Origin of the sequence: Bifidobacterium margollesii, assembly GCF_002860355.1 — a bacterium.
GTDB lineage: Bacteria > Actinomycetota > Actinomycetes > Actinomycetales > Bifidobacteriaceae > Galliscardovia > Galliscardovia margollesii.
The window spans coordinates 118,838-145,674 of sequence record NZ_NMWU01000005.1; the positions used below are offsets into that span (position 1 = coordinate 118,838).

Here is a 26,837-nt window from a genome sequence, read left to right on the forward strand (position 1 = left end):
GGTTCCTACCTTCCCCTCAGGCTGAGTCCGTCAAGGAAACGCTAGAGGCGTTTCTAGGACTCAGGCTCGCCGACAGGCGAGCGGAAAAGGCGCGGCCGCCGGCCGTCCACTCTTGCGAAGAAGGTGGCCGACCCGACCGGATTCACTTCTTGCCTTCCCCTTGAGGGGAAGGTGGCCGACGAAGTCGGACGGATGAGGTGGAGCAAACGACCAGCCACTTCCCCGCTACCGCTACCATGATCGGTATGTCCACCTCCCCGAACCGATTCTCCCATATCACCGCATTCCCGAACGCCCTGGGCACCGGGATGATCATCTCCAGCTCGCAACCCATCGACGACGGATTGCACGGAACGATGGCGACGGCGATCGAATCCTTCGAAGCCGCTTTCTCCCGTTTCCGTGATGATTCCCTCGTCGGACGCATCGCGCACGCCCGGCACGGAGGCGACTTCGTCTTCCCCGATCCGCAGACGGCGGAATCGCTGTTCACCCTGTACGACCAGCTGTTCGCCGCGTCCGGCGGGGCGATCGACCCGACGGTCGGCGAGGAGCTGACCCGTCTCGGATACGACGCGCGGCTCGTTTTCCGCATGGATCGTGAGCCGGAATACCAGCCGGATCATGACCATCCGGCGGCCGGCACCGCCGTCAGCACCGCGAACCGGAACGCAGACCATGCGGAGGGGGATCGATCCACCTGGGATTCAATTACCCATACGAACGGCACGATCTCCACGACCCGCCCGGTACGGCTGGATTTCGGGGCGGCCGGCAAGGGCATGATGGTTGATCTGCTGGGCCGGATGATCGAGCGGGAACTACCGGATGCCGAATATGTGGTGGATGCCGGCGGGGATCTGCGGGTGCGGGCGGATTCCCCGATTCGCGTGGCGTTGGAGGATCCGGACGATCCGTCGCGAGCGGTCGGGGTTGCCGAAATCGGTTCCGGAGCGTTCTGCGCGTCCGCGCCCAGCCGGAGGCATTGGCGCGTGAGGTTCGCCGAGGGAGCGGTCAACGAAGTACATCATCTGCTCGACGCACGCGACGGACGGCCCGCGAGCGAGGTCAAGGCCACATGGGTGCATGTGCCGACGAAGTCAACGGGATCGTCGGATGAACAACATCCCACCGCATTGGCCGATGGGCTTGCTACGGCATTGTTCGTCACCGATCCTGCGATCTTGGCGGATCGGTTCACAAATGCAGCAGGGACCCTGCGATTCCAATGTGCCCTGATGCAGGCCGACCGCACCGTCGCCGCTTCATCGAATTTCCCCGCCGATTTCTTCACCGCGTAGCCGGCCTTCCCCTTAGGCTGAACCCGTTAAGGAAACGGCAGAGCCGTTTCTAGGGTTCAGGCGAGCGAACAGAACGCGGCCGTAGGCCGTCCACTCTTGCGGGGAAGGTGACCGACGACGTCGGATTCACCCCTCACCTTCCCCTCGAGGGGAAGGTGGCCGACGCAGTCGGTCGAATGAGGTGACTCCGGCGAAGCGCAGTCCGGACCATAATTCTGATGGAACAGGGTGCAAAAAACGCGATATGCGGACTAATCCATCAGACGACGGTTCCTGCGATTTCAGAAACATTGGGATCATGCGGTTTTGAGCATTCGTCGATCATGGTTCCGATGGATTAGACTGCGAATCCGGGATTTTGCGGCTTGGTCCATCGAGATCCGACGGTTTCGGGAACGGAAGCCGCGGAGATCCCACCGAATGAGATCCCAATCCCACCAGACGAGATCCAACGGACGAGATTCCGGATATGGGAACTTCGCTGGCCGCCTCGGGCATTGCTTCCCAGCATTACGACCGAGCTTCGATTACACCACCTCATCAGTCGGCTGCCGCCGACAGCTTCCCCTCAAGGGGAAGCCCAAGAAAGCGGCTCACAGGCGGACGACACGGGGCGCCCCATCAGGCTTCCCCTTCGAGGGAAAGGTGGCCGACGTAGTCGGTCGGATGAGGTGGATGGGAGGGACCGCCAGCCTCCGTATCTGAGGACTCTCCTGCCGCTCGCATTTCACCTACGGGCGGTTCCACAGTACAGGTTGCGTCACCAGGTACAGGAAACGTCACCGGGCACACCCACACCCGGTGACGCCATCCCACGATCCCTGCAATTCCAACGATCCTGAACCACCGTCACCGGGCATACCCATGCCCTGTGACGGTAGGTATGCCCGGTGACGAACCGCAGCCGCGCAATCGGGCTTCCCCTACAAGGGGAAGCTGGCAGCCGAAGGCTGACTGATGAGGCGAACGGGGCAAAACACGCAATCAGGGCTCCGCCCGGAGGAGCTCAGCCCACAGGGGAAAAAACCAAGGAAACTGGTTCACAGACAAGCGACATGGAGCGCACCATCGGGCTTCCCCTTCGAGGGGAAGCTGTCGAGCGAAGCGAGACTGATGAGGTGAACGGGCGAAGCAATGAACTCCGCCCAACCCCCTCATCAGTCGGCTACTCCGACAGCTTCAACCGCAAGAGCGGACGGCCTTACGGCCGCGCCACGTAATCTCGCCTGTCGGCTCGCCTGAGCCCTGGAAACGCCTCCGGCACCCCCTGACGGGCTCAGCCCACAGGGGGAAGCCAAGAAGACCAGCTCACAGGCGTACAACACGAAGTGCGCAATCAGGCTTCCCCTCGGAGGGGAAGGCCTGGAACCGTCGCTACAGGCTCTTCCACGCGACGCCCTCGCCGCGCCAGCCCGCCTTCACCACCGCACGGTACTCGCCGTAGCTCGTCGTGTACACATGCTCGCCACCACCATTGCCACGGCCGTTCGCCGGCTTGTGGTACGGCTTCGGGTTATACAGACGGTACACGTCGCGGCCCGTCGGACTGGTGTACCAGGCGATGCCCTCGTCCCTCCAGCCCAGACGCACCAGCATGTCATGCTCCCGCTTGTTCAGCGTCCAGTTGTGGTTGCCGCTGCGACGGTTGTACTCGCGGTACACCGGCTTCGCGCCCGGCGTGTCCCTCGACACCGTAATGAACGCGGAGCCGCCGCGGTTCTCGTCACGCCAGCCAAGCCGCACCAGCATGTCGTTCTCCGCCTTGTTGATCGTGTAGTGATGCAGACCGGAGTTGCGGTTGTACACGCGGTACACCGGCACCCGCTTCACGGTAGGCTGCGTCGGCTTCGTCGGCGTCTGGCTCTTCGTCCAATGCGCGGTCAGCGTGATGTTCGCGGTCACGCCGCGGTTGAAGTCCCACTTCGCGTTGCCGTAGTACCAGCCCGCGAACGCGTAGCCCGAACGCGTCGGGTTGGCGGGCTGCCTGACCTTGCCGCCGTTGGCCACCCTCTGCGACGCCACCGCGGAGCCGCCAGCCGAATCGAACGCCACCGTACGGTACACCACCGGAACAGCGTTCTTCTTCCACTGCGCGTACAGCGTCATGTTGGTCAGCGGCAGCACGATCGAGGCACCGGGCCTGTAGGTGAGTCCCTTGCCATCGGCCCGGGTGTTCCATGCGGTGAACGTGTATCCGCTGCGCGCGAATCCGTTCGCCGCCACAGTCACCTTCTGTCCGCTCTTACCGGACGTCGTCTTCACCGAACCGGAGGTTGCGCCATTACCGGAGTAGGCCAGAGTCACGGTCTTCGGCACGGCCTTCACGCTCACCGGGAAGCTGAACGTCCTACCCTGATCGGTCACCCGAATGCTCGCCTTGCCCGCGCCCTTCGCGGTCACCTTGCCGCCCGCCGTCACGCTCGCCACGGCCGGGTTCGACGACGTCCACGTTCCACGGAACTCGTACCTGCCGGACATGTACTTCAGCTTGGCCACGGCCTGCACGGACGACCCTTCGACCATCGTGCCGAGGTTCGACGTCACGCCCTGATTCAGCAGCACCGTGGACACGTTGACCTCAACGGTTTTCGCTCCCTGCCAGTTGGTTGCAGCCTGCGTGTAGTTTTCCCACCCCGCCGGGGAGGTTTCGCCGGCGAACGTGGTTCGCCAGTCGGGGCTGGTACCCTGACCGAATCCGTACCACTGGATATTCGGCTGGATCAGCTGCACGTAATGGCCGGTCTGGCCTGCCGGCTTGCCGTTGAGCATGTTAATGTAATCGGCCTTTTCGGAAGCCCACTGGTTGTCGATCGCGTAGGCGATGTCGCTGCCGCCCCACGCGAGAATCTCCCCGTATGACTGCATCCCGTTGTATTCCGCGGTGAAGCAGCTCGTGCCGTTCGGACGGTTGTGGCCCAGTTCGAAGTCGGCGGCCTCCACGGCACGCTGGGTGGCGATGCGTTCCAGTTCGTTCGACCACTTCGGAGAAAGGTATTCCTGCTCGGACATGCCGGTGTGCTTCAGGTAATCACGCACCGTCCAAGTGTGAAGAACGCCGTTGATGCCGAACTGGAGTTTGATGCGACTGTCGTTGAGCGCGTCCTTACGCCATTTGATCACATGATTCAGCGCCGCGGCACGGACGTTCTTCTGATTCAGATTCTCGGTGACGTAGACGGTGACGCCATTGCCGAGCGTTACACCCAGACTGGAGACACCGGCCGTGCTGGCCGAAGCGGAACCGGAAACCGCATTGCCGCTGTTGCTTTTCGCTTCAGCTTGAGTCTGCGTGGCCGCCTCACGGTCGGTCGTGGTGTCGGGAGTGGTATCGGTGGTGGTGTCCGACGCGGTAATGGTCACCGGCTGGGTCGGTGCGGCGGAGGAGCCTTCGGTCTCATCCGCCCACGCGGTGCCGCTCATCGTGATCGCAGCGCCGCCGAGCATGGCCGCCGATACGGCCGCGGCGACGACACGACGCAGTGTTTGTCTGTTCATGATCGCTCCCATCCAGAGTCCGGTATGATCGCCCGGCAACAGGTCGCGCCTCCGCAATGATCGTGGTCCCGAGACTCTTTTGACTTCCACCGTCAGTTTAGACCGCCGCGGTTGCGAACACGATACGAACGCACACGATACGGGTGCATGCGACGCTGTCGGACGCAATACGGATTGCGCAGTGCGGGTTGCGCAGTGCGGCAAGACACGAACCACACAAAATACAGACCGCACAAGGCGCAAGCCACACCAAGACACGCAAAACACAAACCACACAGGTCGCAAACCGCGTGACCGGGTACACAAACCGCGTGACCGGGTACACGTCGTGTCACCGGGCATACCCGCTCCCGGTGACGCAGCCCCACAATCGCTGTATTTTCAACGTTTTTAAAATACCGTGACCGGGTATACCCGTGCCCGGTGACGGTGAGCATGCCCAGTGACGGTGAGCATGCCCAGTGACGGCGGATATGCCCAGTGATAGTGAATATGCCCAGTGACGGCATCGTTCGACAATCGAAACGATTCGCCGGCACCTCATCAGTCGGCTCCGCCGACAGCTTCCCCTACAAGGGGAAGCCCATACAACCCGCTCACAGGCGGACGACACGAAACGCACCAAGCTTCCCCTACGAGGGGAAGCTGTCGCCGCTGCTCCTTGTCGGCTCTTTCCTTGCCGGATCATCAGGCTTCCCCTACGAGGAAAAGCCGTCGAGCGAAGCGAGACCGATAAGGTTGGCTGAACGGAACAATGCAATCAGGGCTCCACTCCGGAGGACTCGCCTGAACGCCAAAAACGGCTCTGCCGTTTTCTTTACGGGTTCAGCCAGAAACCATTCAGACAGCGGGCGAAATCCTCGGGTTGGTCGTCCTGCGCCATATGTTCGGCGTCGGGCATCACCATCGGCGTGATGTCGAGCTCTTCGGCCTCCCGCTCATACACGTCATGCGGCCACACGTCGTCATATTCGCCATACAGCATGGCCATCGGCATGCCGGCCTCCCGCAACCGCTTCAGATCCGGTGTCACGTCGTCGAAATCGGTCATGAACCGCGCCACCGACGCGAGATGATACTTCGACGTTGCGTGCATGCACTGGCGGAACAGTTCGGCCAGCCGATCCTTCTGCGGCAGATCGCGCATCCCCCAGCGAAACACGGGAAACAGCGCCTTCGCCCCTATCGCGCGGATGATCGCCGGCCCGGCCTTGATGATCGGCGTGCTCACCACCGGCACCGCACCGGAATCGAACACGGTGAGCGAGCGAACCATCTCCGGGCAGCGGACGGCCACGCGACGAGCCACCACCCCGCCGAAACTATGCCCCACCAGATCGATCGGATGATCCCGACCACCGAGCCGCTCCAACACCTCGCAGCCATCCGCCACGAAATCCTCCAATTCGTAGGCACCCGGTTCGCGGGGGGCAACGGAATCGCCCTGGCCGCGCTGAGAATAGGCGACGAGCGCGCGGGAGGGCAGTAGTGATGTCGACGTGTCGAGCCCAGACGCACCGGCGCCAGACACAGCCGTGCCAGATCCATCCGTGCCAGATCCAGCTACATCGGTCCCATGAATAACAGCGACATCGTCGGCAGCGGCACCGGTGCCACCGGGCCGATCAGCGTCACCGGAATCACTGGACTCATCGCCGGCCGAGCCGCGCGTCAGCTCATTCCACAGCACCGGAAAGAACGGGATGAAATCCTCCTTGGAACCGGTGAACCCGGGAATGAACAGCGACACATGCTCGACTGTTTCCAGATTCCGCGTACCGAACGCCGTAAGATCACCGACGGCGGTGGGAATCGCGAACGTCCGCAGAAAATCCGGAGTATCGAACGGGCCGAAAGCGGGCGTGCGGCGGAACGGTCCGCGCAACACCGCCTCCGTCCGATCCCCGCGAATCCCCTCGCCGCCCCCGCGAACGGAATCATCATCTGCGATCGACTGCCAAGCTGCCATGATTACGCTCCTCCACTCCTCCGCAATCCGATCCACCGGCCGCGCAGGACCGATACCGTTCTACTGGACCGGTCTCGTTCGCCCCGGTCCCGTCCTACCGTCCCGATCCCGTTCGACCAGTGCCGTCCGGCCGTTCCCGACCGACACCGCACGGCATTGTTTATCCGTTCCCGAACGGCATTGGTTTGTCCGGTTCCGTTATACAGCCGTCATCCTGAGCGTATGCTGCACACGCATCCTGACGTATGCTGCACACGCACATCGCGGAACAGCACACTCCGATCGTTATCGGCATCGTTTAGGATTGACGGCAGTGAGCCATTGGCGGTGCAAGGATCGGACCGTCGAACGGCTCGGCGCAGGGATCGTACGGAAACGCTTTGTGCAGAAACGCTTCGTACAGCAACCCCGCGGAGAGCATCATGCAAAGAGCATCGTGCAGAGAGGGAGACGTTATGCGTTGTCCGCAATGTGGTCAGCCGCTGGAGCCGGAGGATCGATTCTGTCAGAACTGCGGGCATGCACGTCCCGACGAGTCGATCGATCTGCTCAACCTTTACGGTGACACCGGTCTTTACGGCGATTCCTATGAGAGCCCCGAACTTTCCAAGCTGGTGAATTCCGCGGATTCCATAAAATCCATGAATGCGGACGGTAATACGGGCAATGCGGACGGTCAGACGCAGATAATCAACGAAACGACGGCGAAGTCTGGGACGGCATCAACAGCCCCGCAACCGACCGCAGGATCGCAGCCGGCAACAGGATCAGTACCGGCAGCCGGATCGGCATCGCAGTCGGACACCCAGACCGAAACAAATACGCAGACCGGAACAAATACGCAAGCCGAATCGGTCGCACCAACCGAGTCTGCCGCGCAAACCGAGCCGACCGCGCAAACCGACGACGCGAATCCGTCATCCCCGATGTTCAACGACATCGTCAACACGGCGATCTTCGATCCGGCCAGCATGAGCAAGGCCGGATTCAACCCGATTCTGCCCAACGCCAACGTGACCGAGAAATTCCGCGCCACGCCCCAATCCCAGTCACAGACGTCCCAGGCCCAAGACCATGCCGGCGCCAACGCCGGCTTCGACCCCGGCGAGGGTACCAGGGGGAATCATACGGTATCCAATACCGCATCGCCCGGCGGCCGACTCGTGGCTTCCGGCAACGGCGAGTCCTCCAGCGGCCTACCCATCTGGAACGTCGCTGAAATCGAACCCCGCGGAGCGAACAAAGTCACCGCGGCAGACGGAGGCGCTGCGGCGGCTCGCGGCAACGGCACCGCCGCCGCGAGCCGCAACGGTCGGTTCCGCCTGCCGCTGATCGCAGCAATCGCCGCGCTGATCGTCGTGGCGCTCGGCGTCGGCGCCTTCATGGCGTTCCGCGGCCACGGCAATGACTCCAATCCGGCCGATCAGCTCGTCACCGTGCCGATGATTCAGGCCGAGCAGGCCGACGATGCCGTCCGGCAACTCAAGGACGCCGGGTTCACCGTCAAGATCAGGACGGAGCATAACAACCTCGACAAAGGCGCCTACGTCGGCCTGTTCGGCGTGGAGTCGGGCGAACGGCTCGCCAAGGGGTCCACCGTGACCATCATCGAATCGCTTGGTCCCGAGGAGACCAGCCCATCCCCCACGGAGACGCCGTCCCAGACCCCATCCGCCACCCCTTCGCAGACGACGTCGGCGGAACCGCAATCCGCACCGGCGGAACCCTACTCGTCGGGGGCCCAGTCGTCGGGGGCCCAGTCGTCCGCGCCGTCATCCGGCACGAATTCCGGCACGACGACGAACACCACCGAGACCAACGATCCTTCGGTGCCGCCGTCGTCCACCTTCCGCACCTATACGGATGCCGCGAACGGCATTCGGGTGTCGCTGCCCGGCAACTTCCGGCAGGTCGCCGTCACGGATGCCGCCACACAGGGCCGCTACGTCGGCTCCGGTATCGAAGTGACCACATGGAGCAAGTCGAACGCTCAGGGTCTTTCCACGAGCAGCGAGCTGGGCGTGCGCAAGGCCGCGGCCGGCGTGCCGGTGGCATACGAACTGGTCGCCGGACCGTCGCTGTATGTGAGCTATGAGAAGAACGGCTATATCTACTACGAGCGCGAGGTCGTGTCGAACGGCCGGATCGTCGGCGTGCAGCTCAAGTATCCGACGAGCATCCGCGGCACCGGCGACCCGCTCACCGCAACCATCCCCCCAACTCTGAAGAATCTGGGCTGAACATGTCATAGCCTTCCCCTCGAAGGGGAAGGTGGCCGACGCAGTCGGACGGATGAAGTGGAGTGAAGGAAACACGGATCCGCTCGCTTCGCCCGACCCCTCATCAGTCAGCCTCCGGCTGCCAGCTTCCCCCACCGGGGGAAGCCCACAACACCGCCGCACAGCCACATCGCCGCACAGCCACATCGCCGCACAGCCACACCGCCGCACAGCCACACCGCCGCACAGCCACATCGTCCGCACAGCCACAACACCTTCGTGCGGCCCACACGGCCGCACGGCTGGTCAGCTGCGGTGGCGCATTCTCACCACGCGGTTGATCCGGCGGGCGACTCCGACGCCGATGCCCCCGGCGAGCAGCGCCCCGCCCACGCTCCACAGCAATATCATCCGCGGATCCTTCCCGGACTGCTCCGGCTCGGGAATCTGACGGGGAATCGCCGCGCGCACGCCGGAGACGAGCAGCCGGTGGGTGTTGATGCCGTAGGGCGTGCAGGTCATCAGCGTGACACGGTCCTCCCCCGGCTTGATTCGGAACTGGCTGAGATCATTGGGCTCGATCACGGTGATCCGGTCGACCTTGTATCCGATCTGCTCGCCCATGACCTTGATGTAGAACGTGTCGCCGAGCTTCATCTCATCGAGGCGGGTGAACATCATCGCCTGCACGAGGCCGCGATGCCCCGTCAGCACGGAGTGCGTGGACGGCCCACCGACCGGCAGACTGGTGCCGTACAGGTGCCCGGAACCGGCGGCCAGCGCCGCGTCGGTCGTACCGTGATAGATGGGCAGGTTGACGCTGATCTTCGGGATCAGCACCGAGCCCATCACGCCGTCGCCCACGTTGAGCAGACTCATGTATTCGTCGTCCTTCTCCGACGCGGATTCGCCGCCGGTCGTATTGGTCGAGCTGACGCCGGGCGCGCTGGAGAACGGATCGGTCGCCTCGCCGAGCGTGCGGTTGCCGCTGGCGGCGAGTTTGCGATTGTAGAGCTGCGCGGCCTTGATGGCGTTTTCGGCCTGCGGGTAGGGCCAGCCGTTGACGGTGTTTTCGGTCTGGGTCACGACGGCGTTGTCGTGAAGACCGCTTTGGATGCGCAGGATCACCGGATAGCCGATCGAGCACAGGCCGGCGATGATTACGGCCAGTCCGAATGCCAGCAACAGGATCGAGCGGCGACGCGCCTGACGGTATCTGGCGGTGAGACGCATGGTTTCCTGATCCAGGCCGAGGATGAGGTCGGTGAATGATGGCATGGGTTCCGGCTCGGCGGCGGCCGTCGTCATGGGTGGGGCTCCTCTGGAATTGGTGGCTGGTCACGGATTGGTGGCCGTGCGGAATGCACGGCGAAGAATGAATGAACGTATGAATGGATACGGCGGAATCCCGGTGACCGATCAAGCGATATCGTGATCGGTCGCCGGGATTCACCGTGATGTCGGGGATTCACCGAAATGTGTGATCAGCGCGCTCATTCGGTGGCACCCGTTGTCGATCGGACTCAGGCGATGCGGGCAAGACCCTTGCGGGACTTGAGCACGATGAGCGAGCCACCGCCGATCAGCAGCGCGCCGACGACGACGAGCAGAGCGATGCCGGCGGCACCGGTGTTCGGCAGCTGATCCTTGCGCTGGATGTTGGTGACGGTCCAAGTGCCGTTGACGTCCTTGGCCAGACCGTAGTCGGCGAGGGCATTGTCCTTGGCGAAGGTGGCGGTGAAGGTCACGTTGCCGTTCTTGTCGGTCTGAGCGGCGGCGAGAGTCACCTTGAAACCGGGCTGGTAGGCGGCGAGGTAGCCGTTGGGGGTGGCGGTTTCCTTGACGTAGTAGGTGCCGGCCTTGAGGCCGTCGAACTTCACGGTGCCGTCGTTGCCCGACGTGGCGGTGGCGATGGCGTTCTGGCCCTTGCCGTTGTTGGCGTTGGCATCGACAGCGGAGGCGTACAGACCGAAGGTTGCGCCGGCGAGGCCATCGACGTCGGCTTGCGCGACGCCGACCTTCTTGAAGGTGAAGGAGCCTTCCTGAACGCGGACGGTGTCGCCTTCGGAGACGACGCCGTTGTCGGTGACGGTGACGGTGTTGGTGATCGGGTCGGTGGTGGCGGCGTCGTTCACCTTGGCGGTGTAGGACAGGGCGATCACGTCGTTGGCCTTGATCTTCTTGAGACCGGCTTCGGTGAAGGTGACGGTCAGCTGGTCGGTGCCGTTGCCGGTGAGCGGCAGCTCAGCGTCCTTACCATTGACGACGGTCTTGACGGTGTAGTCGTCGCCAGCGGTGAAGACGACCTTGTTGTCGGTCTGGTCGGTCACCGTGAGGGTGGTGTCGGCCGGGATGGTCAGGCCGGTGCTCGGGGTATCGGCGAAGACGAAGCTGGTCGGAGCGTCCTTGGTGGCGGTGTAGGTGATCTGGTAGGTCAGCGTGTCACCCTTGGCGACCGAACCGTTGGTGGCGCCGTTGGTGATGGTCTTGTTCGGCTTGTTGGCGGCGGCGTTCTTGATGGCGATGGTGCCGGCGCCGAACTGGTCGTTGGCGGTCTTGGTGCCGATCAGGATAGCAAGCGAAGTGCTGGCGTGCACACCGGCGGTGGCGGTCACGTCCTTGAGCAGGTACAGGCCGGGGTCGGCGGGCGTGTAGGTGTAGGCGCCGGCCTTGGCGGCTTCGGCGTCGATGGTGAACGTCGGCTCGTCCTTGCTGACCTTGGTCAGCGCCGGCTTGGCGTCGGCCGCGGTGGCGGCTTCGAGCTTGTCGGCCAGGGTACGGGCGGCGGCGGAGTTGGCTTCGAGCTTGCCCTGGTTGATCGCGTAGTCGAGCACGTCGGCGTCGCCGATGCCGTCGAAGAAGCCCTTGTCGGTGACGGTGGCCTTGACGGCGGCGTCCACGGCGGCCTTGTTGGTGGCGTCGGTGGTCACGCCGGTGATCGCCTTGTTGGCGTCGGTGTTGTAGCCGGCGATCTTGTAGACGTCGAACTGACGGCCGTTGAGCTGGGCTTCGGAGCCGGTCAGCTGGATGCTGCCCTCCGCGGGCTCGGCCGGGGCGGCGGTGGCGGCACCGGCGCCGAATGCCAGACCGGCGAGCGTGGCGATGGCGGCCACACCGGCGGCGATGGTCTTGGTGAAGGTTCCCTTCATGATTTCTCTCCTTAGTGGGAGTGGTTTGCTTTCCTCCGAAGAGGGCCTGATGGTTCCGACTGCTCGGCGTTCGGCCCGGCGACGGATGCCGGACTCGAATGCCGCTCCGGGTTCAGGCCCCCGGAAGTCTGGATGGTCCGCGTCGCAGTCGGGTCGGAGCCGACGGCGGCGCGGGGTTGGATTAGGTGATCGGGAAGCGTGCGGTCAGCCGATGAGCTGGTCTTCCGGCCGGCGCATCAGGTTGGATCGTCCAACGGCCAGACCGCCGGCGAAGAACAGCAGGCCGGTGATCAGCCCGGCGAGCATGTTGGTGCCCGCGGCGCCGGTGAACGGCAGCTTGTCGATCGGCTTGACGTATTCGTTGGTGAAGATCATCGATTCGCCGACGATATCCTTCGCCGCGGCGTTGCCGGTGTCGCCGGTCGCACGGTCGATGGTCGTCGCGGCCTTCAGCGTGTTCGTCGTCGCATCGTCGCTCACCGTGATGGTGACGTGGTACACGGCCTTGGAGTAGTTGAACGTGCCGGTGTCGCCTCTCGCGTTTTCGGTCACCGTGTAGTACCAGGTGCCGGCCTTGTCGAAGCTGATCGTGCCGAGCGGCGCGGTCTTGCCCTTGTAGTCGGTGGTCGGCGAGGAGTCGGCGTTCACGGTCACCGTGCAGGCGGTGGCCTTGCCGTCGATGGGCGTGCAGTGCGCGCCGTCGGGCAGCTTGGCGTCGGCGTCCGCAGCCACGGTGGTGAAGTCGGCACCGGTCTGCTGGACGGTGAAGGCGAATCCGTTGCCGATCGCCTTCGCGCCGACCGAGTCGCCGCTCCACGCCGGAGCCTGGAACTGCGGGATGATCTTGGTGACCGCGAGGTTGGCTTCCTGCCCGCCGGCCGGCGGGATCGACGCCTGATAGACGTTGGTGAACGTCGGGCCGGAGTCGCTGAGCGTCTGATCCACCTCGGTGCCGCAGCCGGTGGTCTTGTTATAAGCGGCGAAGCCTTTGACCACCAGCTCGCCATGGGTGGTGCCCGCGTTGGCCGTCACGACCACGCACACGTCCTTGGGCGTATTGTCGTACGTCCAACCCTTGGCCGTAGTGGTCGAGGTCTCCGCGGCGGTCAGGTGGTAAACGCCTCTTTCCTTGAACGTGATCTGCGGGAACTTGCCGGTGTGCGAGGCAGACTTGGTGCCGGCGTCCATCGTGAACTTGGCGGTGATGGTCTGGGTCACGTTGGTTGCGGCCGCGGTGTCGCCGAACTGGATGTCCTTGGTTTCGTCCGCGGCCTTGGTCAGGCTGAAGTCGAAGTCGTCGTCGGTGTCGAGGCCTTTGACGGTTTTGACGAACGGCACCTGATACTGCGCGGGCGTGGGCTCCGGCGTGACCGGCGTCTGGTCGGATGTGTTGGTGATGGTGACCATGCCGGGCGCACCGTTGACGCTGTTGATGACGAAGGTCTCCGGCTTGCCGTCGTTGTCGTCGTCCTGCGTCTGACCGGTTCGCGCCGCGGTGGCGATCGTGGTGGTCCACTTGACGGTGTCGCCGTTCGGCTGGCGCACCGTTTCGGTGATCTTGTAGGAGTGGCCGACCTCCACGTTGGAGAACTGGCCTGCCCAGTCGTCGCTGGCGTCGTCGGCCGTGGCCGAACCGTCGGTGAGCGTGATCTTGCCGACGGTCTTGCCGCCGTTGCCGGCATTCGGATCCTGCGTAAGCGTCACGTCGACGGTGGTTCCTTTGGCCGGGGTTGCGTTGCTGCTACCGGGGAAGCCAGCGCTTCCACCGGCGCTCTTCGCCTTCCACTCTTTCTTGACGGGGATGTCGACGATGCTGGTCGGCTGATCCGGATTCGGCACCTGCACCTCAATGTATCCGCGGTACAGGGAGTGACCGGCCTGCGCGTTCGCGCCGACGACTCCCTGCTCGGAGCCGACGCCGTCGTCCGTCCAGTAGACGGGCTTATACCATTTGCCCGGATCCACATCGTCGGCGGTGCTATAGGGGGCACGCTTCTTGAGGTCGGAACCCTTGATCTTCTCCGCGTCCGACGACATGGCGAAGCCTTCGGCGTTCATCGGCTGAATGTTGTAGGTGCCGTTCCTGCCTTCGGGGGTCTTGTACACGTCGGTGACGGTGAACGCGCCGTTCTGGATGGTCATGTAGGCCACCTTGCTCATGCCGCCGGCCTGATAGTCCTTGCCGTCGGCGGTGAGTCCGGCGCCGCCGCAGGTGTTGTCGCAGGAGAACACGACGCGATCGTGCGCGGAATCGTAGAAGAGGTCGGCCACCGTCATCGCCTTGCCGTAGGTCTTGCCGTCGGCCGCGATCTGCAGGGCTTCACGGGCGGACTGCGGAAGCTTGATCTCCTGGAGGATGGTGCCGGTACCGTTCTCGTCCAGCTCCATCAGGTACATGTTGCCGGTCTGCTCCAAGCCGGCGAGGAAGAGGCCGCCGTAGTGGGCGGTGCCGCTCGGCTGGTATGTGTTGCCGTCGATCTGGTACTGGTGGGCGACGAGGTACGAATCGGGCAGGAAGGTGATGCCTTCGAAGCCGAGGTTCGCGTTCCTGTCCTTCTCGGCGTCGCCAAGCGTGTTCTTGCCGAACCGCACGTCCACACCGTACTTCTGGCTCAACTGATCGTTGAACTGGTATTCGTGGACGGCGGTCAGATCCTTGGCCACGTCGGTCGCCGCGCCGGTCTTGTTGTCTCCGGCCTGATCCTTGAGATTCGTCTTCGCGGTTTCGGCCGAATCAAGGTTGTAGACAAGAATCGAATAGCGGGGCACGTTCTTCGGCTTCTCGCTCTCGCCGTTGCCGTACTCGACCTTTTCCTCGCCGTTGTCTCGCTCGGCCGCGGCGAAGGCGTACTTCTGACCGTCGGTGGCATTGCGCACCAGCGTGATGCCTTCGGTATCCGGGCCGGACTGATGCGTGCCGTCCGAGGCGTTGAGCTTGCCGTTGCTGTCGATGCCCGGGTATCGCAACTGCTTGCCGCCGTGGGTCTCGCCGCCCACTTTGAACGTCCAGTCGTCGTTCGGATCCTGCTGCCAGCCGGGGTTGGCCGCACTGTAATCGCTCTTCGGCACCCACTTGCTGATGGCGCCCGGCCCCTTGAACTCGGTGCTGTCCATCGTCGGGTTCAGATCGTTGTCGATGGCCCACAGGGTGCCGGCGCTGCCGTCCATGCTCGGCTCGTAGGCAAGACCGGAAAGGTTGCCGTCCTTGTGGTCGCCCTTGGTGGAACCGCCGCCCTGACCGTACTCGTCCACGGCGTCGAGGGCTTCGGTCTCCTTCGGGCCGGGCCATTCCTGAAGCTTGGCTGCAGTGGACGGGATCTCGGTGCCGCCGCCTTCGGTGCCACCCTGCTGGTTGCCGTTGTCGGTGGGCGAAGGCGCGCCGTTCTTCCATGAGCCGGCGCCCTTGTCGCGATGCCAGGTCTCGCCGTCGCCGGCCTTCTTCGTCCAAGTGTACGAATCGTTGCTGCCGCTCAGCGTCACGGAGTCGCCTCCGTTGCCGAGACCGTCCGCGTCGAATGTGCGGTATTTGCCGGGGGCGATGTATCCGCTCAGCGTGGCGGCGGTATTGCCCTTGTCATCCGTGACCTTCCAGCCGCTCAGGTCAACGGTCTGCGAGCCTTTGTTGTAGATCTCGATCCAATCGGTCGAGTATCCGCTTGCGCCGCACCCGTTGTCCGCGCACACCTCGCTGAAGACGACATCACTGTCGGCGGCACTCGCCTGATCGGAGGGGCCCACGGCTCCCAACGCCAATGTGGTGAGGACGCCTACGGCCACACTGGCCGCAAGCAGCTTCCCTCCCCCTCTTTCAACTGCTTTGAAGGCAACGCGCATAACCGGTCCTCTCGCAAACTCCCACAACCCTTACGGAAGATCACGGTAGGTAGCCGAAACCATCCAAACGCCCACCCAGAAACAACCGGAGATGAACGCCAGTGAACATTCGACGCTGGTGACGTAACTACCTGTGTGCGCTACTGAACAGTCAATCGGTTGAAGTGCCGATGCTGCCGATTCGCGGTGGCTGACGGATATCGTGGACGCCCTACTGGGACAAAGCTCCGGCATCGCGCCGATGGGCCTGTTCACCGAAACGCTACCCAAGCGTCCGATATCACGGAACATACGGAAGATTCGCAGTATGTTAGCGTTCACAGAACTATAAATCCCCGTGTGTGGGGGGGCTTCCCGGCAAGCGAATTCCCACCGTCCGACCACTCGGCTTCCCCTTCGAGGGGAAGCTGGCAGCCGAAGGCTGACTGATGAGGTGGTGTAAACGGTCCTGCATTGAATCCGTATTGGTTGGTGTTGTGTTCGGGGCACCTCATCCGACCGACTCCGTCGGCCACCTTCCCCTCAAGGGGAAGGCAGGGGACCCGTTGTTTCAGCTGACGTCGACCTCGCAGCGGTCGCCACCTTCCCCGCACGAGTGGACGGCCTAAGGCCGACCAGCGAGGTATAGCGTCACTTGGACCAGATACCGTCACCCGGTTCACCCATACCATGTGACGCAGTCCCAGAATCGTTGCAATTTCAACAGTTCTTCAGGCGCGTCACTTGGACCACCTAGCCCGCGTGACGCACCCTAGCCCGCGTGACGCCCGGCCCTATCCGCGTGACGCACCCCGGCCCGTCACTCGCTACTTCCGCCCGTGCGCGATCTGGGAGGCGACGAACAGCACGATCAGCCAGATCACGCCGGCGATCACGGCCACCCGGTAGCTCGGCGAGAAGCACATCAGCACCACCACGAGCGCGAGGAACGCCAGCACCACCCACGGGGTCACCTTGGCGAACGGCAGTTTGAAGTGGATCGCGTCGATCGCCTGCCGCCCGGAAAGCCCGGCCAGCGCGGAGTCGGACGGGGAATCACCGGCGAAGGCCACGCGGCGGAACTTCATTTCGGTGATCATGATCATCGTCCAGTTGATGATGCCGGCGATGGTGGCGATCGACATCAGATAGTTGAACGCGAACTCGGGCCATACGAACACCACCACCACGGCGATCGCGGTGATCACGGCGGAGGTGAGTACGCCGGCCACCGGCACGCCGCGCCTGTCGAGCCTGCCGAGGTAGGCGGGGGCGTTGCCCTGCTTGGCCAGCGAGTAGAGCATGCGGGAGTTGGCGTACAGGCCGGAGTTGTACACGCTCATCACGGCGGTGAGGCACACGAAGTTCAGGATGCCGGCCGCCGCGTGAATGCCCACGGAGTCGAAGATCTGCACGAACGGGCTGGTTTTGCCGTCGATGGTGTTCCACGGCACCACGGCCATGATCACGCCGAGCGCACCGATGTAGAACACGAGGATTCGCCAGATGATGTCGTTGGTGGCGCGCGGGATCGTACGCCGCGGGTCTTCGGTTTCGCCGGCGGTGATGCCGATGAGCTCGGTGCCGCCGAAACTGAACATCACCACGACCAGGGCCATGAGCAGACCGGTCCATGAGCCGTCGGAGGCTTGGCTCATCAGCCCGTTGGGGAGGAATCCGCCGCCCACGGTGAACCAGTTGGCGAAGCTCGCGCGCACGCCGGACGCGGTGGGCAGATTCAGGATCAGCACCGCAAGGCCGCCGACGATCATGGCGATCACGGCCACGATCTTGATGATGGCGAACCAGAATTCGAATTCGCCGAACTTGCTCACGCCCATCAGATTGCCGGCGCAGATCACCACGAGGAACACCGCGGCGGAAACCCAGGTGGGGATGTTCGGGAACCAGTAGTTGACGAAGCTGCCCACCACGGCGAGCTCCACCATCGAGACGAGGATGTAGTTGAACCAGTAGTTCCAGCCGCTGATGAAGCCGGCCCGCTTCGACCAGTAGCGGGTGGCGTAGTAGCTGAACGCGCCGGCCTTCGGGTCCTCCACCGACATTTCGCTCAGCGCGCGCACGATCATGAAGATCGCCAGACCGCCCACCACGTAGGCCAGCAGAATCGACGGGCCGGCGAGCGCGATGGATTCGCTGGAACCGTAGAACAGGCCGGTGCCGATGGCCCCGCCCAGTGCGATCAGCTGGATATGACGGTTCTTCAGTTGCTTGCGCAGCGTTGCGGGTACCGGCACATCGTCGGTTTCGCGCGGTTTCGCGGAGGTGTTTTCAGCCATGCTGACTTCCTTCTTCGTCCTTGCTCTTCTTCGTTCTCTGGTTTGTTTGGGTTTCGACCGGCTTTGCTTCGGTTCCGCCCAACCGAATACGAGCGTAGCCGCAAGACCGGTCCATTGCCGGCATTCACCATCGTTCGGTGGCCGGCCCTCCGCAATCGCCAATATTTGACAGTATGAACTATTGGTAGTAGAAATTATTTGCGGGGCCGATGGGTATCGCCACCGTTCCCGGAAAGGAGCCGTCATGACGTTTGCGGAGGACGCCACCGATGAGATGTTCGCCATGGCGATGAACAGCCACGGCAAGACCTTCGAGAAGGTGAACCGCGGTTCACGCGGCGAGCACCCGGCATTGCACATGCTGGCCATGTCCGGCGAACCGCTGACGCCGGGACGGATCTCGGACGCCTTGGGTGTGAGTCCCGGCCGGGTTTCCGCGATTCTGGATCGTCTGGAAAAGAAGGGGCTGGTGGTGAGGGAAACCGATCCATCCAACCGTCGCAATGTGCTGGTGACGATCACCGACGACGGACGCGAACAGGAACGTCGGCTGTTCGAGGAGATCCGCAGCCGATTCATCCATGTCTTCGAACATATGGGAGAGGAGCATACGCGTCAGTTCATCGAACGATGCAAGGAGTTCGGCATGTACATGAGGGACGAAGGTCTTCCCGCACCGCCGGTCGGACCGCCCTGCAAGACGCCGTAGCCGACCCCCGCTCCCGCCAGCGGGAGCTGTCAGGCGCGGCCTGGCTGAGGGTGGCCCCGCGCCCAGCCGCACTCAGCCGCACTCGCCCGACCAGCCGTACTCGCCTGACCACCCCCAGTCTGACCACACTAGCCTGACCACACTAACCTGACCACACTAGCCTGACCACACTAGCCTGACCACACTAGCCTGACCACACTAGCCTGACCACCCCCAGTCTGACTACACTAGCCTGACCACACTAGCCTGACCACCCCCAGTCTGCCTGCGGCAGCCAGCCCCCGCCAGCGGGGGCAAGTCCTTCGAGAAACCGCACGAGCCCGACACCGAGCGAGCCAGACCCCGCCAGCGGGGGCACAGGGACGCACCCCGGATTCCCGTACACAAATATCACCATGCCCAATACCGATACGACCGATATTTAGGCATAACCGATATTGAACACCATTCATGATGAGCGGTGCAAACAATTGCAGACAACAGACAACAACCAACAACCAGACAAACAACAAACGATCAAACAATTATGAACGACCATTCATTACGAGCAATCACCGATACCCGTTGGTCAATAGATAACCGTTAACCAAGAAAACCATTAGTCAATATCAGTGCGAATCAATACGCGTAAGGGGAATATCCATGATTCGAATAGCTAAATACATTACCAAAGCCGAATGGGGGCAACTGTTCGTCGGCCTGCTGCTCATCATCGCGCAGATCTGGTTCAATCTGGAGCTGCCGGACTACATGGCCGACATCACCCGTCTGGTCGAAACCCCCGGCAGCGAGATGCACGACGTCTGGGTGGCCGGCGGCAAGATGCTCGCCGTCTCCCTCGGCGCCGTGATCTGCATGTCGCTCACCGGTCTGATCACCGCCCGCGTGGGCGCCTCGTTCAGCCAGCGGCTACGCTCCCTGGAATTCGCCCGCGTGGAGTCCTTCGGGCCGGCGGAGATGAACCGATTCTCCACCGCCAGCCTGATCACCCGATCCACCAACGACATCACACAGATTCAGATGTTCATGACGATGGGCCTGATGCTGCTCCTGCAGTCGCCGATCATGGCCGTGTGGGCGGTGTTCAAGATCGCCGGCAAGGGCTTCGAATGGACGGTGGCGACCGGCGTGGCCGTGGTGATCCTGCTGGCGGCCGTGGCGGTGCTGATGGCGATGGTCATGCCGAAGTTCAAGGCCATGCAGGCCCTCACCGACAACATCAACCGCGTGGCCCGCGAGAACCTGACCGGCCTGCGTGTGGTGCGCGCCTACAACGCCGAACGGTATCAGGAACGCAAGTTCGACCATGCGAACGACGAACTCACCGGCACGCAGCTGTTCACCAACCGTGCGATGAGCGTGATGATGCCGCTGATGAACACGGTGATGAACGGTCTGATGCTCGCCGTGTACTGGATCGGCGCGTATCTGATCAATGCGGCCGGGCTGATGGACAAGCTCACGCTGTTCTCGAACATGGTGGTGTTCTCCAGCTACTCGGTGCAGGTGATCATGAGCTTCCTGATGATGAGCATGGTGTTCGTGCTGTGGCCGCGAGCCGACGTTTCCGCCAAGCGCATTCTCGAAGTGCTCGACACCAAGCCAACCGTGACCGACGGCGAGCGCGCCGAGGGAGACCGCGACGAAGCCGGCAACGAGCTGCGCGGCGAGGTGGAGTTCCGCGACGTGAGCTTCACCTACCCGGATTCGCGCGAGCCGATGCTCGAACATGTGAGCTTCAAGGCCGAACGCGGGCAGACCGTGGCGTTCATCGGATCGACCGGTTCCGGCAAGTCGACGCTGGTGAATCTGGTGCCGCGGTTCTACGACGCCACCGAAGGCCAGGTGCTGGTGGATGGCGTGGACGTGCGCGACTATACGCTCACCTCCCTGCGCGACCGAATCGGCTACGTGCCGCAGCGGTCCGTGATGTTCAAGGGCACGGTGGCGAGCAACGTGGCGTACGGCGACAAGACCGCCGTTACCGATTCCGGTAATGAAAGCACCCTCAAAACCGGTAATGCCGTTACCGATTCCGGTGTCGTTGATGCTGCCGACATCAGTAAACCCGACGAAGCCGGCGTGAAGGCCGCCTGCGATGTGGCGCAGGCCACCGAGTTCGTGGAGAAGATGCCGCGCGGCATCGACTCGGACATCGCGCAGGGAGGTTCGAATGTTTCCGGCGGGCAGAAGCAGCGGCTTTCCATCGCCCGCGCGGTATGGCGGCATCCGGAGATCCTGGTGTTCGACGACTCGTTCTCGGCACTCGATTTCCGTACCGACCGCGAGGTGAGGGATGCGCTGGCCCGCGAATGCGCGGATTCCACGAAGCTGATCGTGGCGCAGCGCATCGGCACGATCATGAACGCCGATCAGATCATCGTGCTCGACGACGGCCGCGTGGTCGGTCACGGCACCCACCGCGAGCTGCTGGAGACCTGTGATGTCTACCGCCAGATAGCCGAAAGCCAGCTCAGCGAATCCGAACTCGCCGCGTAGAGAAACTTCGCTCCCCCTCATCCGACCGACTGCGTCGGCCACCTTCCCCCAAGGGGGAAGGCAGAGAACCCACCACGGCAGGGTCGGGCTTTGCCACCTTCCCTTTGAGAGGAAGGCAGAGAACCAAGGCCATCGCCTTCCCCTTGAGGGGAAGGTGGCCGGTTTCACCGGCCGGATGAGGTGACGAACGACGCACCATTCGGGGACTCCCGCCAGCCAACCACCCCCGGTCAGAACCAGTCTGACCACCCCCGGTCAGAACCCGGTCAGAACCAGTCTGACCACCCCCAGTCAGAACCCGGTCAGAACCAGTCTGACCACCCCCAGACTGCCTACGGCAGCCAGCCCCCGCCAGCCAACCACCCACAGTCAGAACCAGTCTGACCACCCCCAGTCAGAACCCGGCCAGACCCCAGTCTGACCACCCCCAGACTGCCTACGGCAGCCAGCCCCCGCCAGCGGGGGCACGTACGAAAGGACTTTGAATCATGCCAGGACCTATGGGTCGCAATCGCGCGGCCGAAAAACCACAGGATTTCGGTAAAGTCATGGGTAAACTCGTCCGCTTCTGCAAGCGGTATCTGCCCGCGATGATCGTCGCGCTGATCCTCGGCGCGATCGGCACGGTCTGCCAGATCATCGGACCGGACAAACTCAAGGACGTCACCAACGAGATCACGAAGGGTCTGCCCGCCATGGTGCAGGGCCGTCCGGTCGCCGGGTCGATCGACCTCGACGCCGTCACGCGCATCTGCATCACACTGGTGCTGCTGTACGTCGGATACGCACTGCTCACCTACGTGCAAAGCTGGATCATGGCGTCCGTCACCCAGCGCACCGCACAGCGTCTGCGCGACGCAATCTCCAGGAAGATCAACCGTCTGCCGCTCAAATACTTCGACAAGACCAGCTACGGCGACGTGCTCAGCCGCATCACCAACGATGTGGACGCAATCGGCCAGACGCTGGGCCAGTCCCTCGGTGCGCTGATCACCTCGGCCACCCTGTTCGTCGGCTCGCTGATCATGATGTTCTACAACAATGTGGTAATGACCGTTACCGCAATCGGCGTGAGCATTATCGGTTTGGTGATCATGCTGATCATCATGAAGGCTTCGCAGAAGTACTTCACGCTGCAGCAGCTCGCACTCGGCGAGGTCAACGGTCATGTGGAGGAGATGTACGCCGGCCATACGATCGTCAAGGCGTATTCCGGCGAAGCCGATTCGATCGCCCAGTTCGAGCGGTACAACGAGCGGCTGTACGTCTCCGGCTGGAAATCGCAGTTCCTGTCCGGCCTGATGATGCCGATCATGCAGTTCGTCGGCAATCTCGGCTATGTGGCCGTCTGCGTGGTGGGTGCGATTCTGGCCATGAACGGAACGATCGAATTCGGCGTGATCGTGGCGTTCATGATGTACATCCGCCTCTACACCCAGCCGCTTTCCCAGTTCGCGCAGGCGTTCCAGAATCTGCAGCGTTGCGCCGCGGCCTCGGAGCGCGTGTTCGGATTCCTTGAGGAGCCGGAGATGAGCGACGAAACCGCGCTGGAGGGGCGCAGTATCACCGATGCGGCGGGCGACGGCAATGGGCTGCGCGGCGACGTGGAATTCGATCATGTGCGGTTCGGCTACGAGCCGGGCAAGCCCGTGATCCACGATTTCAGTGCCACGGTGAAGGCCGGTCAGAAGGTGGCGATCGTCGGCCCGACCGGCGCCGGCAAAACCACGATGGTGAATCTGCTGATGCGCTTCTACGATCTCGACGGCGGAGACATTCGCATCGACGGCGTTTCCACGAAGTCGGTGCCGCGCAGCGAGGTGCACAACCAGTTCGCCATGGTGCTGCAGGATACGTGGACGTTCGAGGGCACGATCCGCGAGAACATCGTGTACGACAAGCCGGGCGTCACCGACGAGCAGGTGCGCGAGGCGTGCCGTGCGGTGGGACTCGACCGGTTCATCCGCTCCCTGCCGGACGGCTACGACACCGTGCTCAACGACAACACGAGTCTTTCGGCCGGCCAGAAGCAGCTGCTCACCATCGCCCGCGCGATGATCCAGGACGCGCCGATCCTGATTCTCGATGAGGCCACCTCGTCGGTCGACACCCGCACCGAGGAGCTGATTCAGAAGGCGATGGACCAGCTGACCGTGGGACGCACGAGTTTCGTCATCGCCCACCGGCTGTCCACGATCAAGAACGCCGACATGATTCTGGTGATGAAGGACGGCGACATCATCGAACGCGGCACGCACGACGAACTGCTGCAGGCCGGCGGATTCTACGCCGACCTGTACAACAGCCAGTTCGCCACCCTCGCCGCATAACGAACCCCGCAATCCGGGGCTCCCATATCGCATGTTGGGCTTCCCCTTGAGGGGAAGCTGTCGAGCGAAGCGAGACTGATGAGGTGAATCAGGCGAAGCACCCGGCACATTCCAACCGATGCCTTGCTCACAACCCCTCATCAGTCGGCTACGCCGACAGCTTCCCCCACCGGGGGAAGCCCCGGGATGCCATATCGCATGATGGGCTTCCCCTATGTTGGGCTTCCCCTTGAGGGGAAGCTGGCAGCCGAAAGCTGACTGATGAGGTGAACCCGGCGAAGCACCATCAGACTTCACGCCGGCGAGCTTTCCTGTCGGCCCGCATTCCACCTACAGGCGGTCCACACCACATAGTCCACCACCACATACCCCGCCGCCGTACCGCTCCGTTGCATCTCCTGCCATACCCTATGCTGAATATGACATATGGCCGATATACACCGGCACATCGCGGCGGAAAGGAATCGATATGGCACGACTGGCGGGATTCGAAATGCCACGGCTGGGCATGGGGACGATGGCACTGGCCATCGAGGGGCGTCCGGAGAGCCTTTCCGAGGCGATCGACACGATCCACGCCGGTCTGGACGCCGGCGTGCGATATCTCGATACCGCATGGTCGTATTATCTGCCGACCCGCCCCCCGTTCGGCACGTCCGACGACTTCGGCTATGGCGAGTGGCTGGTGTCCCAGGCGCTGCATAGCTGGGACGGCCCGCGGGACGAGATCCTGATCGCCACCAAAACCGGATTCTGGCGGTCCTGCGATATTTCCGGAACGGCACGACTCCCCCGAAACGCCACCGAAACCACCGACGCCACCAACGCCACCAACGCCGCTACCGATTCCCGACCGATCTTCCGGGCCGAGGGCAGCCGGTACGGCTGGGTGCCCGACGGCCGGCCGGAAACCATCGCCCGGCAGGCCCGCGAATCGGCCCGACGTCTCGGCGTGGACACCCTCGACCTGATCTACTCGCACGGCCCGGACCCCCAGGTGCCCTACGAGGAGCAAATGGAGGCGTTCCGTCAGCTGATCGACGACGGCGTGACCCGATACGTCGGCGTCTCCCGCGTGAACAACGAACAGATCAACATCGCACGGTCGGTACTGGGCGATTCGCTGATCGCCGTACAGAACCAGTTCTCCCCCTCCTACCCGGATCCGGATCGCACGATGGCACACTGCCGCGAACTCGGCCTGGCATTCGTCTGCTGGAGTCCGCTCGGCGGGTTCCTCGATCCGGTCGATCAGCGGGCGTACGACCGATTCCGTGATGTGGCCGCCGAACGCGACTGCTCGTATCAGCGGGTGGTGCTCGCCTGGGAGATGACGCGCTACGATCGACTGTTCACCATCCCCAGCGCCCGCAATCCTCATGAGATCAAGGATTCGTTCGCCGCGACCGCGCTGAGTCTCAGCGATGACGAACTGCGATATCTCACCCCCTCCCGCCCAGCCTATGTTCAGCACCCGCGAACAGACTGTTAGGACTGAGGCATACAGTTGGAACCATGAGTGACACGATGCATGCATGGCGAGTACAGGGGCAGCCGGGGCCGATCGAGGACGAACCGTTGGAATGGGTGGAAGCCCCGATTCCGCAACCCGGACCGGGTGAGGCGTTGATCCATGTACTGGCCTGTGGCGTATGCCGTACCGATCTGCATGTTTCGGAAGGCGATCTGCCGGCGCATCTGCGTCATGTGACGCCGGGCCATGAGATCGTAGGCGAAATCGTCGCACTGGGCGGCACGTCGGCAAACGGTCGCGATGGCCGCAACGGTCATCGCGCGATCCCAGACGATGCCGTCGATGCCCGGAATCTTCGTCTGCCCGGCTCGGGACATCACTCCTCCGGCAACTCCTACAACGCCTTCGGAGACCCCGACACGAAAAACCAGTTCCGCATCGGCGAGCGCGTTGGTGTGGCGTGGCTGCGACACACCTGCGGCCACTGCGAATTCTGCCGGGCCGGCAAGGAGAACCTCTGCCCGAATTCGCAGTACACCGGCTGGGACGCCAACGGCGGATACGCGCAGTACACGGTGGCACCCGTCGACTATCTGTACTCCGTGGAAGGTCTGCTGCCGCCGTCGGGCTCCCGTTCGTCGCGCCGTCATTCGAATGCGACGGTGTTCGGCCCGCGATACACGGTGGAAACGGTGGCTCCGCTGCTGTGTGCGGGCATCATCGGGTATCGTGCCCTTCGTCGCACCGGTCTGCTTGACGGTGTGAGCGCGCATGAGATCACGGCTCGGTCCACCACGCTTAGTGTGCCGTCGCTGCCGAAATCGATTGATGTGCCGCAGCTGCGCCGTGGTTCCGCCACCTCCCCGGCGAGCGTGCATGGTCGTCATGGAGGCTCGGCCAACCGTCTGGCAGGTAACCGCCTGACCAGTGGCGGCGATTCGTTCGGCGGCGATTCGTTCAGCGGCGATTTCTCCAGCCCCACGCAGATCAGCACCTCCCCCGCCGCACAGCATATCGCCGCCCGTCTGGGCCATACCCCGGTACTGGGCCTGTATGGTTTCGGCGGTTCGGCGCATATCACCGCGCAGGTGGCGTTGGCGCTGGGCATGCGCGTGCATGTGCTCACCCGCGGCCAGGAGGCGCGCGATCTGGCTCTGGAGCTTGGCTGCGCGTCGGCGGCGGGCGCGTACGACATGCCCCCTGAGCCGTTGGATGCGGCGATCATCTTCGCTCCGGTTGGCGATATCGTGCTCCCGGCGTTGGAGGCGTTGCGCCCTGGCGGTGTGCTGTCGCTGGCAGGCATCCATATGAGCGACATCCCCCCGTTGAACTATGAGCGTCATGTGTTCCACGAGAAGGAGATCCGTTCCGTGGAGTCGAATACGCGCGACGACGGCCGGGAGTTTCTGGCGTTCGCTGCCGCGCATTTCATCGCCATCGACGCCCACCCCTATCCGCTGGATCAGGCTCAGCGGGCGCTGCAGGATCTCAAGGCCGGCCGTTTCGCCGGCGCCGCCGTACTGGTCAACCGATAGGCCGAGTCGGCCAAGGCTGATCGGACGCCGAACCGGTCGGCGGC

At 63.2% G+C, this 26,837-nt stretch carries 13 protein-coding genes; 7 read left to right on the plus strand and 6 right to left on the minus strand.

Translation table 11 applies throughout. The annotated features are described in order from the left end of the window. Positions 1-245: 245 nt before the first annotated feature. Complete coding sequence (locus Uis1B_RS01920) at positions 246-1,301, plus strand: FAD:protein FMN transferase (protein WP_243390206.1); 1,056 nt, start codon at positions 246-248, stop codon at positions 1,299-1,301. Positions 1,302-2,675: 1,374 nt separating this feature from the next. Here the strand turns inward: Uis1B_RS01920 and Uis1B_RS01925 are convergent. Further along, a complete protein-coding gene (locus tag Uis1B_RS01925) occupies positions 2,676-4,796 on the minus strand; it encodes an InlB B-repeat-containing protein (RefSeq protein WP_165782678.1) in 2,121 nt (706 codons plus the stop codon). Positions 4,797-5,613: 817 nt separating this feature from the next. Then, the gene (locus Uis1B_RS01930) at positions 5,614-6,765 is read right to left on the minus strand and encodes an alpha/beta fold hydrolase (RefSeq protein ID WP_101615026.1); all 1,152 of its coding nucleotides are present in this window, start codon (positions 6,763-6,765) and stop codon (positions 5,614-5,616) included. 455 nt (positions 6,766-7,220) lie between these two features. On the opposite strand from Uis1B_RS01930, the gene Uis1B_RS01935 reads away from it, so the two are divergent. Next, positions 7,221-9,005, plus strand: coding sequence for a zinc ribbon domain-containing protein (locus Uis1B_RS01935; protein WP_101615027.1), 1,785 nt, complete (start codon positions 7,221-7,223; stop codon positions 9,003-9,005). A 285-nt stretch (positions 9,006-9,290) separates the two neighbouring features. Here the strand turns inward: Uis1B_RS01935 and Uis1B_RS01940 are convergent, their stop codons facing one another. The 4 genes from Uis1B_RS01940 to Uis1B_RS01955 all read right to left on the minus strand — a co-directional run bounded on the left by Uis1B_RS01940 (position 9,291) and on the right by Uis1B_RS01955 (position 18,246). Further along, positions 9,291-10,292 (minus strand): class C sortase, encoded by a 1,002-nt coding sequence (locus Uis1B_RS01940; protein WP_243390207.1) that lies wholly within the window; start codon positions 10,290-10,292, stop codon positions 9,291-9,293. A 215-nt stretch (positions 10,293-10,507) separates the two neighbouring features. Continuing rightward, on the minus strand, positions 10,508-12,133 hold the full coding sequence (locus Uis1B_RS01945; protein ID WP_101615030.1) for a SpaH/EbpB family LPXTG-anchored major pilin: 1,626 nt from the start codon (positions 12,131-12,133) through the stop codon (positions 10,508-10,510). Between the two features lie 204 nt (positions 12,134-12,337). After that, on the minus strand, positions 12,338-15,967 hold the full coding sequence (locus Uis1B_RS01950) for a Spy0128 family protein (protein WP_101615032.1): 3,630 nt from the start codon (positions 15,965-15,967) through the stop codon (positions 12,338-12,340). Between the two features lie 806 nt (positions 15,968-16,773). Further along, on the minus strand, positions 16,774-18,246 hold the full coding sequence (locus tag Uis1B_RS01955; RefSeq protein ID WP_101615034.1) for an amino acid permease: 1,473 nt from the start codon (positions 18,244-18,246) through the stop codon (positions 16,774-16,776). A 244-nt stretch (positions 18,247-18,490) separates the two neighbouring features. Between Uis1B_RS01955 and Uis1B_RS01960 the strand changes: the two genes are divergently transcribed. The 5 genes from Uis1B_RS01960 (at position 18,491) to Uis1B_RS12195 (ending at position 26,793) form a co-directional block, all read left to right on the plus strand. After that, complete coding sequence (locus Uis1B_RS01960) at positions 18,491-18,955, plus strand: MarR family winged helix-turn-helix transcriptional regulator (RefSeq protein WP_101615036.1); 465 nt, start codon at positions 18,491-18,493, stop codon at positions 18,953-18,955. Between the two features lie 750 nt (positions 18,956-19,705). Further along, positions 19,706-21,454 carry an ABC transporter ATP-binding protein gene (locus Uis1B_RS01965; protein WP_423734847.1) on the plus strand — a complete coding sequence of 583 codons (1,749 nt, stop codon included), beginning with the start codon at positions 19,706-19,708 and terminating at the stop codon, positions 21,452-21,454. A gap of 500 nt (positions 21,455-21,954) precedes the next feature. Continuing rightward, on the plus strand, positions 21,955-23,784 hold the full coding sequence (locus Uis1B_RS01970; RefSeq protein ID WP_423734848.1) for an ABC transporter ATP-binding protein: 1,830 nt from the start codon (positions 21,955-21,957) through the stop codon (positions 23,782-23,784). A 469-nt stretch (positions 23,785-24,253) separates the two neighbouring features. Beyond that, entirely contained in the window at positions 24,254-25,276 is a 1,023-nt protein-coding gene (locus Uis1B_RS01975; protein ID WP_101615042.1) for an aldo/keto reductase, read from the plus strand. 23 nt (positions 25,277-25,299) lie between these two features. Then, positions 25,300-26,793: an alcohol dehydrogenase catalytic domain-containing protein gene (locus Uis1B_RS12195; RefSeq protein WP_207763357.1), complete on the plus strand. Its 1,494-nt coding sequence runs from the start codon at positions 25,300-25,302 to the stop codon at positions 26,791-26,793. Positions 26,794-26,837: the final 44 nt, after the last annotated feature.

Bases quoted from the DNA above. Each gene is read 5' to 3' on its own strand.
- Uis1B_RS01920 (WP_243390206.1), top strand. From the start codon at position 246: ATGTCCACCTCCCCGAACCGATTCTCCCATATCACCGCATTCCCGAAC.
- Uis1B_RS01925 (WP_165782678.1), bottom strand. From the start codon at position 4,796: ATGAACAGACAAACACTGCGTCGTGTCGTCGCCGCGGCCGTATCGGCG.
- Uis1B_RS01930 (WP_101615026.1), bottom strand. From the start codon at position 6,765: ATGGCAGCTTGGCAGTCGATCGCAGATGATGATTCCGTTCGCGGGGGC.
- Uis1B_RS01935 (WP_101615027.1), top strand. From the start codon at position 7,221: ATGCGTTGTCCGCAATGTGGTCAGCCGCTGGAGCCGGAGGATCGATTC.
- Uis1B_RS01940 (WP_243390207.1), bottom strand. From the start codon at position 10,292: ATGACGACGGCCGCCGCCGAGCCGGAACCCATGCCATCATTCACCGAC.
- Uis1B_RS01945 (WP_101615030.1), bottom strand. From the start codon at position 12,133: ATGAAGGGAACCTTCACCAAGACCATCGCCGCCGGTGTGGCCGCCATC.
- Uis1B_RS01950 (WP_101615032.1), bottom strand. From the start codon at position 15,967: ATGCGCGTTGCCTTCAAAGCAGTTGAAAGAGGGGGAGGGAAGCTGCTT.
- Uis1B_RS01955 (WP_101615034.1), bottom strand. From the start codon at position 18,246: ATGGCTGAAAACACCTCCGCGAAACCGCGCGAAACCGACGATGTGCCG.
- Uis1B_RS01960 (WP_101615036.1), top strand. From the start codon at position 18,491: ATGACGTTTGCGGAGGACGCCACCGATGAGATGTTCGCCATGGCGATG.
- Uis1B_RS01965 (WP_423734847.1), top strand. From the start codon at position 19,706: ATGGCCGACATCACCCGTCTGGTCGAAACCCCCGGCAGCGAGATGCAC.
- Uis1B_RS01970 (WP_423734848.1), top strand. From the start codon at position 21,955: ATGGGTCGCAATCGCGCGGCCGAAAAACCACAGGATTTCGGTAAAGTC.
- Uis1B_RS01975 (WP_101615042.1), top strand. From the start codon at position 24,254: ATGGCACGACTGGCGGGATTCGAAATGCCACGGCTGGGCATGGGGACG.
- Uis1B_RS12195 (WP_207763357.1), top strand. From the start codon at position 25,300: ATGAGTGACACGATGCATGCATGGCGAGTACAGGGGCAGCCGGGGCCG.